11 protein-coding genes and 1 pseudogene are annotated in these 11,823 nt (G+C 67.9%); 7 read left to right on the top strand and 5 right to left on the bottom strand.

The window, feature by feature from the left end:
- Nucleotides 1-106 (top strand): annotated as a pseudogene (locus A5779_RS34830) (propionyl-CoA synthetase); the annotation flags it as partial.
- Nucleotides 107-175: 69 nt separating this feature from the next.
- On the opposite strand, the gene A5779_RS28700 reads toward A5779_RS34830, so the two are convergent.
- Nucleotides 176-2,122, bottom strand: a complete 1,947-nt coding sequence (locus tag A5779_RS28700) for a heavy metal translocating P-type ATPase (protein ID WP_064887117.1) — start codon at nucleotides 2,120-2,122, stop codon at nucleotides 176-178.
- 105 nt (nucleotides 2,123-2,227) lie between these two features.
- Here A5779_RS28700 and A5779_RS28695 point away from each other — a divergent pair, with 105 nt between their 5' ends.
- The 6 genes from A5779_RS28695 to A5779_RS28670 all read left to right on the top strand — a co-directional run bounded on the left by A5779_RS28695 (nucleotide 2,228) and on the right by A5779_RS28670 (nucleotide 8,017).
- Nucleotides 2,228-2,581 carry an ArsR/SmtB family transcription factor gene (locus tag A5779_RS28695; protein WP_064887127.1) on the top strand — a complete coding sequence of 118 codons (354 nt, stop codon included), beginning with the start codon at nucleotides 2,228-2,230 and terminating at the stop codon, nucleotides 2,579-2,581.
- A 504-nt stretch (nucleotides 2,582-3,085) separates the two neighbouring features.
- Entirely contained in the window at nucleotides 3,086-3,790 is a 705-nt protein-coding gene (locus tag A5779_RS28690; RefSeq protein WP_064887116.1) for a ZIP family metal transporter, read from the top strand.
- Between the two features lie 25 nt (nucleotides 3,791-3,815).
- Nucleotides 3,816-4,601: a prolipoprotein diacylglyceryl transferase gene (locus tag A5779_RS28685; protein WP_064887115.1), complete on the top strand. Its 786-nt coding sequence runs from the start codon at nucleotides 3,816-3,818 to the stop codon at nucleotides 4,599-4,601.
- A complete protein-coding gene (locus tag A5779_RS34670; protein ID WP_236734914.1) occupies nucleotides 4,598-5,122 on the top strand; it encodes a hypothetical protein in 525 nt (174 codons plus the stop codon). Before A5779_RS28685 ends, A5779_RS34670 begins: the two co-directional genes overlap by 4 nt.
- Nucleotides 5,123-5,130: 8 nt before the next feature.
- Nucleotides 5,131-6,690: a radical SAM protein gene (locus tag A5779_RS28675; RefSeq protein ID WP_064887126.1), complete on the top strand. Its 1,560-nt coding sequence runs from the start codon at nucleotides 5,131-5,133 to the stop codon at nucleotides 6,688-6,690.
- A gap of 208 nt (nucleotides 6,691-6,898) precedes the next feature.
- Nucleotides 6,899-8,017, top strand: coding sequence for an MPT63 family protein (locus tag A5779_RS28670; protein WP_207549132.1), 1,119 nt, complete (start codon nucleotides 6,899-6,901; stop codon nucleotides 8,015-8,017).
- 311 nt (nucleotides 8,018-8,328) lie between these two features.
- On the opposite strand, the gene A5779_RS28665 is transcribed toward A5779_RS28670, so the two are convergent.
- From A5779_RS28665 to eno, 4 genes are read right to left on the bottom strand one after another with little or no spacing between them, the layout of a single operon-like run.
- The gene (locus A5779_RS28665) at nucleotides 8,329-9,294 is read right to left on the bottom strand and encodes a Ppx/GppA phosphatase family protein (RefSeq protein WP_330220088.1); all 966 of its coding nucleotides are present in this window, start codon (nucleotides 9,292-9,294) and stop codon (nucleotides 8,329-8,331) included.
- Nucleotides 9,291-9,782 carry a DUF501 domain-containing protein gene (locus A5779_RS28660; protein ID WP_064887112.1) on the bottom strand — a complete coding sequence of 164 codons (492 nt, stop codon included), beginning with the start codon at nucleotides 9,780-9,782 and terminating at the stop codon, nucleotides 9,291-9,293. Before A5779_RS28660 ends, A5779_RS28665 begins: the two co-directional genes overlap by 4 nt.
- The gene (locus tag A5779_RS28655) at nucleotides 9,775-10,479 is read right to left on the bottom strand and encodes an FtsB family cell division protein (protein WP_064887111.1); all 705 of its coding nucleotides are present in this window, start codon (nucleotides 10,477-10,479) and stop codon (nucleotides 9,775-9,777) included. The genes A5779_RS28660 and A5779_RS28655 overlap by 8 nt, the downstream gene beginning before the upstream one ends.
- Before the next feature lie 27 nt (nucleotides 10,480-10,506).
- Nucleotides 10,507-11,790 carry a phosphopyruvate hydratase gene (gene eno, locus A5779_RS28650; RefSeq protein ID WP_064887110.1) on the bottom strand — a complete coding sequence of 428 codons (1,284 nt, stop codon included), beginning with the start codon at nucleotides 11,788-11,790 and terminating at the stop codon, nucleotides 10,507-10,509.
- Nucleotides 11,791-11,823: the final 33 nt, after the last annotated feature.

The raw sequence follows: 11,823 nt of genomic DNA, 5'->3' as shown, positions 1-11,823 counted from the left end.
GCGCAAGACCATGCGCGGTATCGCCGACGGGCTCGACGAGCCGGTGCCCTCCACCATCGAGGATCCCGCGGTGCTCGACGCGCTCAAGAACGTGCTGCGGCCCTAGTTTCTTCCGCGAGCAGACGTTGCGGTACCCGGAAATGGGGTTACCCGGGTACTTTCACGTCTGCTCGCGCTAGGGAAGTCTGCGCCACGCGCGGCTGCTCAACAGTCGCAGCCCGTTGAGGGCGACGAGCATGGTCGATCCCTCATGGCCGGCCACCCCGAGCGGTAACGGCAAGTGCCCGAACAGATCCCAGATCACCAGGACTGTGATGACGGTGGCGGCGATCACCAGGTTGGCGACCACCAGGCGCCGCGCCCGCCGGGCCAACGCGACCACCGCGCCGATCGTCGACAGGTCGTCGCCGACCGTGACCACGTCAGCCGTGTCGACCGTCAGATCGGCACCGCTGCGACCCATCGCCATCGAGGAATGGGCGGACGCCATGGCCGGTGCATCGTTGATCCCGTCGCCCACCATCAGCACCCGCCGTCCACCGGATTCCAACTCCCGGACCGCAGCGGTCTTGTCGTCGGGCAGCAGACCACCCCGCACATCCTCGATGCCAAGCTGCTCGGCCAGCCGCGACGCTGCGACCTGGTTGTCACCGGTGAGCAGAACCGGCTGACATCCGGTGAGCGCGTGCAGCTTCCGGACCGCATCCGCGGCACCCGGGCGCACCCGATCCTGCAGACCCACCACCCCGATCGCCTCCCCGTCGACCGTGACGACGACAGCAGTCGCCCCGGTGGCCTCGATCTCGGCCACGTCCGGGACCGCCGGGCCTCGATACGTCGCCGGACTCAGGACCTCGACGGTGCGCCCATCGACGACCGCCCGGACACCACGACCCGCGCGAGCGGTGAAATCGGCGGCCTCCGGAATCCGGATGCCTCGCATCACCGCCTCGGCGACGACGGCGCGTCCGATGGGATGCTCGCTGAATTGCTCTGCGGCAGCGGCAGTTGCGAGGACGTCGCCGCTGTCGCCACCGGGCAGCCCCACAATCTGCACGACGCGCGGGGCTCCCGTGGTCAAGGTCCCGGTCTTGTCGAGCACGACGACGTCGGTATCGGCCAGTCGCTCCATGGCGACCGCGGACTTCACCAGCACTCCGTGCCGGCTGGCGTTGGCGATCGAGCACAACAGCGGCGGCATGGTCGCGAGCACCACTGCACACGGCGACGCCACGATCATGAACGTCATGGCGCGCAACAGGGTTGAGCGCAGATCCGCACCCAACACCAACGGCACCGCGAACAGTGCCAGGGTGGCAGCCACCACCAGCACCGAATAACGTTGTTCGATCTTCTCGATGAACAGCTGCGTGGTGGCCTTGGTTGCCGAAGCCTCGGCGACCGCCGCGACGATGCGCGCCATCACCGTGCTTGAGGGGTCGCGGGTGACGGTGACCTGCAGGGCCCCGGTGGTGTTGAGCGTTCCGGCGAAGACGTCGTCGCCCACCTGTTTGGCGACCGGCAACGGTTCACCGGTGATCGAGGACTGGTCGACGTCCGAGGATCCACCGAACACGGTGCCGTCAGCCGAGATTCGTTCCCCGGGCCGGATGAGGATTCGGTCACCGAGGCGCAGAGAGCCTGCGGCGACGACGCGATGGGTGCCGTCCTCGTCGAGGACGGTCGCGTCGGCCGGAGCCAGGTCGAGTAGACCACGCACCGAACGTTCGGTGCGTGCGGTGGCCACGTCCTCCAGCGCGCCCGACGTCGCGAAGATGACGATCAGTAGCGCGCCGTCGATCACCTGCCCGATGGCTGCCGCACCGATCGCCGCGAGGATCATCAGCAGGTCGACATCGAGCGTGCGGGCACGCAGCGCCTGCACACCGGATACCGCCGACTGCCAGCCGCCGGCGAGATAACACGCCAGATACAGGGTCCACCACAGCGGTTGCGGAGCATTCGCCGCTTGCGCGAGCACGCCGCACAGCATCAGCACAAGGGCTGCGGCCGCCCAACGCACCGAATCCAGGGACCACATCCATGCACCGACACCGCGTGAACCTGCGGGCCCCGCGTCGGCGCCGGACAGCGGCGACCGGTCGGTCGACAGAGCGGTCATCGACGACACCTCTCGTTCGTGCTCGGCCCCTACAGCGCATACATTTATACATGTAAAGATTGAAATGTATCAACCATGTTTGTTCCGCATGCTTGAATGAGTGCCATGGGCCACGGAGTTGAGGGGCACGCGACGCCGGCAGCGTCCCTCGACGCCGTCTCAGCGACCAAAGTCGCCGAGACGCTGCAGGCCCTGGCATCCCCCAACCGATTGCTGATCCTGACCCGACTCCGGGAATCGCCGTGCTCGGTCACCGAACTGTCCGCGGCAGTCGGCATGGAGCAACCCGCGGTTTCCAATCAACTCCGGTTATTGCGGGCGCTAGGCCTCGTCACCGGTGACAGGTCCGGTCGCAACATCGTGTACCGGCTCTACGACAACCACGTCGCCCTACTGCTTGACGAGGCCATCTACCACATCGAGCACCTCCGGCTCGGCGCCCGCGACACCTCCGCCTGAGCCCCTAAAGCCGCCGCAGCCAAAGAGTTTCACGCAGTGTTCACCGGCGTGTCCGCAGCCGAAATAACCGTCGCGCAAAAAGCCGCGCAGTTTAGGGAATCCTTTATTTTCACCGTGGAGCGAACTATTGTGAAGTCGTTATATGTTGATGTCCGCCCATACTCGGGAGTTTGCTGCCGGTCATACCGACGGCACCCGAACAGTGAGGAGTTGAACGACGATGCGCATGGCAACCAAGGGATCCTGCACCTGTCGCTGTAATGCCTGCGACGGTGGCCACCACTGCGGAAACCCCCCGAACTGCAACGCACGGCGCTGACGCCGTCGGTGGCCTGTCGTCCGGGCAACCGGCGACAGGTCACCACCCGTAGCCCCTACGCCGCCTGATCATCGGGCCATCACCTCATCGATCGCACCGATCGGTCGTGCGATTTCGCGCTTCGCCACATTTCTCACCACTCCCGCATCCCCGGTTCTGAGCCGTCGCTGTCTTATGCTGCGGCTGTGCTCACCGCGTTGACCTGGGGCCTGGTCGCCGCATCCTCATTGCTCATCGGCGCGGTCGCCGGTGTCGTCCGCGACTGGAATCGACGTCTCGTCGGCCTCGTGCTCGGTTTCGGCGCCGGGGCACTCATCTCCAGCATCTCCTTCGAGCTCGCCGAGGAAGGCTTCCGAGCCAGCGGCGGCTGGGCCGTGGCGCTCGGCCTGGCCCTCGGGGCCGTGGTGTTCTACCTCGCGGACAAAGCAGTAGATCGAATGGGCCGCAAGGGAACCCAGACCGCCGGGTTGCCCCTGCTGCTGGGCGCCCTACTCGACGGCATTCCCGAACAGGCCGCGCTCGGCATCGGTATCGCCACCGGGGCCGGTGTCAGCCTGGCGCTGGTGGTCTCCATCTTCGTGTCGAACCTGCCCGAATCCATCGGGTCGGCCAGCGACATGCGATCCGCCGGAGAACCGGCCCGCCGGATCGTGGGCGGATGGGCCGCGATCGCCGCACTGTGCGCGCTGGCCACCGTGGGCGGCTACCAGCTGCAGGATGTCGCCGGCGCCCAATTGCAAGGCGGGATCAACGGATTCGCCGCCGGTGCACTGCTGGTCATGCTGGTGGGCTCGATGATTCCGGAGGCCACCGAGAAAGCCGGCGAAAACGCCGGTCTGGCGGCCGTGCTGGGATTCGCCGTCGCCGCCGGACTGTCGCTGGCCGGGTGAAGCGCTCGCGCGTTAGGTTCGGCAGGTGACTGCGCAGTGGCACCTGGGGCCCGTCACCGTCGGGGTGCACAACCTGTTCGTCGCCCTCGGGGTGTTCGCCGCCCTGCTCGTGTTCGTCACCGAGGCCCGCCGGCGCGGCGCTGTCAACGAGCAGTCCGTGGTCGCCGCGGCCGGCGCGCTGATCGGTGGTGCGATCGGGATGAGGTTGACCGGGTGGATCCGTCACCTGGACTTCAGCGCCAATCCGACCCTGGCGCAGGCCTGGCAGTTCGGCTCGCGCAGCATCCTCGGCGGACTGCTCGGGGCCTACCTCGGCGTGCTGATCGCCAAGCGTCTCGGCGGTTACCGCGGGAAGACCGGCGACCTGTTCGCACCCGCAGTCGCGCTCGGCATGGCAATCGGCCGCATCGGCTGCCACCTCACCGAAGCGCCCGGACGGCCCACCACGCTGCCGTGGGGAATCCACGCCCCGGCCGACACCCCCGAATGTCCCGGATGTCTGGCCGGCCTGGCGATGCATCCGTCGTTTCTGTACGAGATCGCCTTCCAGCTCACCGCATTCGCCGTGTTGCTGTGGCTGCGTCCCCGGATCGGCAGGCCCGGTGAGCTGTTCGTGCTGTACGTCGCGGCCTACGCGGTGTTCCGCTTCCTCGTCGAGTTCGTCCGGGCCAACGGGACGGTGTGGCTGGATCTGACCCGCCCGCAATGGTTCCTGCTGCCATCGCTGCTGATCCTGGGATTTCGCCTGTGGTACGGCTACCGCCGCGGGTACTATCGCAACCCAGCCCGCATTGAGGAGGTGCCCGCATGACGACACCGCCCGATCCTCCCGATGACACACCTCCCGAGGGCTTCCTTCCACCGCCTTCCGGACCGCCTGCCTTCGGCCCCCAAAGCTTTGAACCACAAGGGATCCCACCGGCCTATCACGGCGAGCCCGCTCCGCCACCACCTCCGCCTCAGGGCTACCCCGGATATCCGTACCCGACCGCCTATTCGTACGGCCCGCCGCCGAAACCCCCGCAGCGCATCTCCGTCCTCATGGTGATTCTCGGTCCGTTTATCTATGCCGCGCTCAACCTGGTGATCGGCTTCGTCGCCTTCATGGGCGCCGGCGCGACCGACAGCGCCGGCGGCAGCGCCAACCTCGTCCTCGGCGGGGCCGCAGTGTTCTTGGCCGCCGTCGCCTTCGGCGGCGGGTTCCTGATGTTGATGTCCAAGAATCCGACGGCAAGGGGCCTCGGCATCGGACTGATGGTGGGCTGGGCCCTGATGTCGCTGTTCACCGCAGGCTTCTGCACCGGCGTCAACCCGGAGCTGTACGCCCGGTGAGCACCGGGATGGGTTTGCGCGGCGACCGCCTGCACCGCTACGTCACTGCGTTCTGCCCGCACTGCCACAGCGAGGCACCCGAGCGCCCGCTGGCCGACGTCGTGCGCCTGGCCGGCATCCTGGTCGAGCGCGACGGGCATATCTGGCTCGAACGCGGCTGCCGCACACACGGGTTGGTACGCACCCTGTACGACGAGGACCCCGAGATCCTGTCCTACCTCGAGGAGTGGACCGCTCCGACCAAGGCCCACATCCCCGACGTCGCCGGGAACTTCGACCCGATCCCGTCGGCCTACCTGCGTGGCCTGCCCGAGATGCAGACCCAGCACACCTGCATCCTGCTGCAGGACATCGCGGAGACCTGCAACCTGCGCTGCCCCACCTGTTTCACCGACAGTTCGCCCGATCTGCGGCATGTGGTGCCCACCGCTGACGTCCTCGCCAACGTCGATCAGCGGCTGGCCCGCGAGAACGGCCGCATCGACGTCCTGATGCTCAGCGGCGGTGAACCCACTCTGCACCCGAACCTCGCCGAACTGCTCGATGAGCTGGTGGCCCGTCCGATCACCCGAATCCTGATCAACAGCAACGGGGTGCGCATCGCCAACGACGACGCGTTGCTGGATCTGCTCACCGCGCACCGCGAACGCGTCGAGGTGTACCTGCAGTACGACGGTTTGTCCGAGCAGGCCCACCGCCACCACCGCGGTGGCGACCTTCGTCGCACCAAAAGCCAAGCCCTACAACGGCTCTCCGAGCGGGAGATCTTCACAACCCTGGTGATGACGACTGCACTGGGCGTCAACGACGACGAGATCGGCGACATGGTCCGGCTGGCCCTGGACACCCCCTACGTCGGTGGGCTCACCATTCAGCCGCAGTTCGGCTCCGGGCGGTCAGGGGCGATCGACCCCATGCACCGGCTGACCCACACCGGGGTGCTCAAGCGGCTGGGACCCCAGACCGGCGGCGCCGTCACCTGGCGCGACCTGACCGCTCTGCCCTGCTCGCACCCGCACTGCTGCTCGGTCGGCTATCTGGTCCGTGACGACAACGACCGGTGGCGCTCGCTGGTATCCCTGATCGGCACCGAGAGTCTCAAGGACAAGCTGGGCCTGGTGTCCAATCGGATCGCCGACGCCGAACTCCCCCGCGAGCTGCGCATGGCCGTTCAGGAGTCACTGCTCGGGCTGCTCTCGGAACAGTCGTCCCTGTCGCACCCTCAGATCGGTGACGTCTGGCGCGCCATCTGCGAGGGCTGCGACCTGGGTATGGGGACACTGCTGACATTGGCGTCCTCGGCACTGCCCGGCCGCCGCCGCAAGATCCGCAAGCTGCTTGGCGAGCGCGTAGTGCGCCTGACCGTCAAACCGTTCATGGACATGTCCACGATGATCGAGGAGCGGCTGACCCAGTGCTGTGTCCACGTCGGCACCCGCTCCGACCAGTCGGACACTGCCCAACACCAGTGCGCGCCGTTCTGCGCCGTGCAAGCCTGGCCTGCACTGGGGCGTCAACGGCTGTCCCTGTCAGTAGGCCGGGCACTACCGCTCATCGAGATTCGATGAGCAGGAAAAACGGCTGGTCATCGTCACATTCGGTTCCGACCAGCAGCGTTCGGGACCAGGTCAACGACGCTTTCTGCCAGGCACCGATGGCAGAAACTGTGAACTACTGTTCCTAACCGTCCTCTTAAGCTGATAACTTCGCATGAAGTGGGTGTCCCACTGCCGGGGGGCCTGCCACCTTTCTTTGGACCAGTCAGGAGTGAACGCCTTGAAGAAGACGAACATCAGTACGGCCTTTGCCGGAGCGGCTATCGCCGCCGCGGCGATCGTCGCCAGCGCCCCGATGGCGCTCGCCGACGCCGAGGACAGTGCTGTCACCACCGCTGCGCTCGGCGGCCAGGGCAAGCTGGACGGCGGTACCCAGGTCTGGACTGTGACCGACCTGAAGCCCAGCACTGACACCATCAACTACACCCCGCGCGGCACCCTGTGGGAGGTCACTGCGACCAACGAGGCCCTCCAGGGCTCGGTGACGCCGATCGTCTCCAACTTCAACGTCCGCGCCGCCGACGGCCAGAACTACCGCGCGCTGTTCCAGGTGCCCAGCACCCAGGGCGTCAACCCGGCCACCCTCGCCCAGGGCCAGAAGACCAGCGGCAAGATCTACTTCGATGTCACCGGCGACCAGCCGACGTCCGTCGTCTACAACGCCGGTGGCCATGACGTGCTGGCGTGGGACAAGACCGCTACGCCCGCCGCGGCCCCGGCCGCCGGCGCCCCGAAGCGTCCGGCTCCTGCCGCCGCTCCGGCCGCCGCCCCGGCACCTGCCGCAGCTCCGGCTGCCGGTGCTCCGAATGCGGCTCCGGCCGCCGCCTCCCCGGCTCCCGCGCCCGCCGCCGTTCCGGCTACGCCCGCCGGCACCGGTGCAGGCAACGCTGCTACCGCGCTCTCGCCGGCCGCGACCCCGGGCGCTCCGGGTGCACCGGCCGCAACCCCCGCCGCTCCTGGCACTCCGGGCGCTCCGGCCGCCACCCCGGCCGGCACCGAAGCGGTTCCGGCCGCTCCGGCCCCGGGCACCGAGTCGACCCCGGTCGCTCACGGCACCCCGGTCGCCGAGGGCGCACCGGCGGCCACCGGTGCGGGTAACGCCGCCACCGCGATCTCGCCGGCAGAAGGTGTGCCCGCCGAGGGTGCGCCCGCCGCTGCTCCGGGCGCTCCTGCTCCGGCTGCTCCGGCACCGGGTGCTCCGGCCGCTCCGGCCGCTCCGGCCGCTCCGGCTGCTCCCGCCACCGAGCCCGCACTGGTTCCGGCCGGCACCCAGCCGGTCATCACGCCCGCCCCGGCCCCCGCGGTCGCCCCGGCGAGCAACCACGGGACTGCGTCCTGATCTAAGTAGTCAAGGCGACGGCCGAACGCGGGCAACCGCGTTCGGCCGTTGTTTTATGTGTGGGGTGTTGCGCTGCCCGCTGCGCCGCGCCCCGCCGTTTTCTACACCAGGGCTGCCGATCGCGTGGTCCAACGACCCCACGGTAGAAAACGATGAGGCGCCGCCGCGTGGCCCGTTCGATCACCCGCCGCGCCCGCCGCGGTTTTCTACACCAGGGCTGCCGATCGCGTGGGATCACAACCCAGGTGTAGAAATCTGCGCGCGGAGAAGCGCTTTCGAAACGTAAGAAGCGCCAACAGTGCGGGAAAAGGTCAGGCGATCGACAGCGCGATGCCGTCGAGAATGTCGTGCTCGCTGACCACCAGTTCACCGATACCGGCCCGATCGCTGAGAACGGCCGCCAACTCCTCGACGATGATCGCACCACCACCGATCACGTCAGCGCGGCCGGCATGCATCGGCCCCAGCGCGAGGCGTTCGGCCTTGGTCATGCCGATCAACCGCTCACACACTCCGAGCAGACCATCGAAACCTATGCGGGACAAGTGAATTGCCTCGGGATCGTATTCGGTCATCCGCTGCGCCAGCGCCGAGAGCGTGGTCATCGTCCCGGCCACACCCACCCATGTGTGAGCACCGTCGACCGGCACCACCGCAAGCGCCTCGGCCAGGCCGTCACGAGCCACCAGCCGCGCCTGCTCCACCTGGTCCGCGGTGGGAGGATCGGAGTGCAGGCACCGTTCGGTGAGCCGCACACAGCCGATGTCGGCAGAGAAGCTCGCCTGTACGGCCGTCTCGCCCAGCACCAGTTCGGTGGAGCCGCCACCCAGATCGACCACGACGAAAGGTCCTGCGGCAGGGTCGAGTTCACCGACCGCACCACGGAACGACAGCTCGGCCTCCTCGGTACCGGTGATCACCTCAGCCAGCGATCCCGGGACCACCTTGCCCAGCAGACGTGCGGTCATCGCGAAGAACTCGTCACGGTTACCGGCGTCCCGCGCGGCCGACGTGGCAACCATGCGTACCGCGGTCACCGAATGCTCGATCATCAGCGCCACATAGTCAGCAAGCGCGGATTCGGTGCGCGCCAAGGCTTCCGGAGCGAACTGTCCGGTGGCGTCGACGCCCTGCCCCAGCCGTACGACCCGCATCTCACGGTGCACATCGTGAAGCTTGCCGTCCACCAGATCGGCGATCAACAGGCGGATCGAGTTGGTGCCACAGTCAATTGCACCGACCCGGCGCGGGCCGTCGATTGCGTCGACCCGACTCAAACCCACACCTCTCGATCCAAGATTCCTGCCATCGCCGGCTCGACCGCGAGCACTGCGAGCGCTTCGTCACCAAAGGGGTTGACACCGGGACCTTTTGCCAACGAATGGGCCATCACCACATGTAGGCACTTCACGCGGTCGGGCATACCGCCGCCGGTGAACGTGGTGCCCAGCGATCCGATCTCGTCCCGCTCGGCCAGATACGACTCGTGCGCCCGGCGATACGCGGCGGCCAGGGCCTCATCCTCTTGCAGGCGTTCGGTCATCTCCCGCATCAGCCCGGAGGATTCCAGCCGGCTCGCGGCCGCCGTCAGCGCCGGATGCGTCAGGTAGTACAGCGTCGGGAATGGCGTACCGTCGGGCAGTTTCGGCGCGGTCTTGACCACGCCGGGTTCGCCGTTGGGACAGCGGTAGGCGACCTCAAGAACGCCGCGTGGCTCGCGGCCCAATTGCCGTGTCACAGCCTCGATGTCGGCGGGATCAACCATTGGGACCTCTGGACGGCTCGGCTGGTGGCGGAACGGGGGGTGGAGGTGGGCCACCCGGTGCCGGCGGTGGTCCACCGATGGTCGGGGAAACCCCGTGCGGTTCATCGGCAATCGTGTGCCATAGCGAGGTGTACCACGGCTGCCCCACGGGCACGGCAGATCCCGGCAGCACAGGCTCGCCCGGTTCGCCCGCCGCGATGGCTCCGGGCGGCAGTTGCACCTGATATGGAGTGTCGCCGGGCATGACGAAGCCGAGCCGCTCCCTGGCCTGGGCCGCGATGTACACCGGGTCGGCCAGTTTGACCTTCTGTTGTTCCAAGTCGGCGATCTTGGCGCGCAACTGCTCCTCGCTGGCCTTGAGTTGTTTCATCTCGGTGCGCTGGGCGAAATAGGTGCGAACCGGACCCGCGATGGTCAGCGTCAGCACACACACCACCGCGGCGAGGATCGCCGCTCGGCGCGCCGTCGACCCGAACCGCTGTTCTGACTGCAGCTCGGCCTGCTGCTGCGCCTGCACCGCAATGGCTTTGGTGACCGTCTCGTCGGCAACCGGTTCCGCCTGTGCCGGACGGGACTCGGTCGCCCGGCGCCGGGGCTGTGAAGCGCGCGGCCGATTCGACTCCCCAGCCTTACCCGGCTTGCCGGGTCGGGAGGCTGGGGACCGCCGCTTCGGGTCTGGCCGCTTCGCTTCAGGCATCGACGTGTGGGGGCGCAGGCGCCTGCGTTACTTGGCCTCGAACCGAGGGAACGCGAGATCGCCCGCGAAGCGCGCAGCGTCGCCCAGCGCCTCCTCGATACGCAGCAACTGGTTGTACTTGGCCACCCGCTCGCTGCGGGCCGGGGCACCGGTCTTGATCTGACCGCTGCCCACCGCGACCGCGAGGTCGGCGATGGTCGTGTCCTCGGTCTCACCGGAGCGGTGGCTCATCATGGTGCGGTAACCGCTGTTGTGTGCCAGCGCAACGGCATCCAGCGTTTCGGTGAGCGTGCCGATCTGGTTGACCTTCACCAGCAGCGCGTTGGCGGCGCCGCGTTCGATGCCATCCTCGAGGCGTTCCGGGTTGGTGACGAACAGGTCGTCGCCGACCAGCTGGATCTTGTCACCGATGGCCGAGGTCAGTGCCACCCAACCGTCCCAGTCGTCCTCGGACAGGGGGTCCTCGATCGAGACCAGCGGGTAGGAGTCGAGCAGGCCGGCGTAGAACTCCGCCATCTGCTCGGCGGTGCGGGTTTCCTTCTCGAAGGCGTAACCCGTGCCGTCCGTGTAGAACTCGGTGGCGGCGACGTCCAGCGCGAGTGCCACATCGCTGCCCAGCTTGAACCCGGTGGCCTCGATGGCAGTGGCGATCAGGTCCAGGGCGGCCTTGGTGCCCGCGACGTCGGGGGCGAAGCCGCCCTCATCGCCGAGACCCGTGGACAGGCCCTGCTTCTTGAGCACGGACTTGAGCGAGTGGTAGACCTCGGTACCCCAGCGCAGCGACTCCTTAAAGGAGGGAGCGCCGATCGGGGCGACCATGAACTCCTGGACGTCCACCCCGGTATCGGCGTGAGCGCCACCGTTGAGGATGTTCATCATCGGCACCGGAAGGATGTGCGCGTTCGGACCACCGAGGTAGCGGAACAGCGGCAGCGCGGCGCTGTCGGCCGCGGCCTTGGCCACCGCCAGCGAGACGCCGAGGATCGCGTTGGCGCCGAGACGCGACTTGTCCGGGGTGCCGTCCAGATCCAGCAGCGCCTGGTCGACGAGACGCTGATCGTCGGCGGCCAGGCCGATGATCGCCGGGGCGATCTCGTCGAGAACGGCCTCAACCGCCTTCTCGACGCCCTTGCCGCCGTAGCGGGAGCCGCCGTCGCGCAGCTCCACCGCTTCGTGCTCACCGGTCGACGCGCCCGACGGCACTGCCGCCCGAGCGAACGTGCCGTCGGTCAGGGCCACCTCGACCTCGACCGTCGGGTTGCCACGGGAGTCGAGGATCTCGCGGGCTCCAACCTGCTCGATGATGGGCACTGGCTTCTCCTTATTGAGTCCGGCGTGTAGGGA

It is taken from the genome of Mycolicibacterium peregrinum, assembly GCF_001665625.1.
Classification (GTDB): Bacteria; Actinomycetota; Actinomycetes; order Mycobacteriales; family Mycobacteriaceae; genus Mycobacterium; species Mycobacterium peregrinum_B.
Note: the sequence above shows the minus strand (reverse complement) of the source record. Positions and strands in the feature narration are given on the sequence as shown.

Coding starts and splice junctions, on each gene's coding strand:
- A5779_RS28700 (WP_064887117.1), bottom strand. CDS start 2,122: ATGACCGCTCTGTCGACCGACCGGTCGCCGCTGTCCGGCGCCGACGCG.
- A5779_RS28695 (WP_064887127.1), top strand. CDS start 2,228: ATGGGCCACGGAGTTGAGGGGCACGCGACGCCGGCAGCGTCCCTCGAC.
- A5779_RS34670 (WP_236734914.1), top strand. CDS start 4,598: ATGACGACACCGCCCGATCCTCCCGATGACACACCTCCCGAGGGCTTC.
- A5779_RS28675 (WP_064887126.1), top strand. CDS start 5,131: ATGGGTTTGCGCGGCGACCGCCTGCACCGCTACGTCACTGCGTTCTGC.
- A5779_RS28660 (WP_064887112.1), bottom strand. CDS start 9,782: ATGGTTGATCCCGCCGACATCGAGGCTGTGACACGGCAATTGGGCCGC.
- A5779_RS28655 (WP_064887111.1), bottom strand. CDS start 10,479: ATGCCTGAAGCGAAGCGGCCAGACCCGAAGCGGCGGTCCCCAGCCTCC.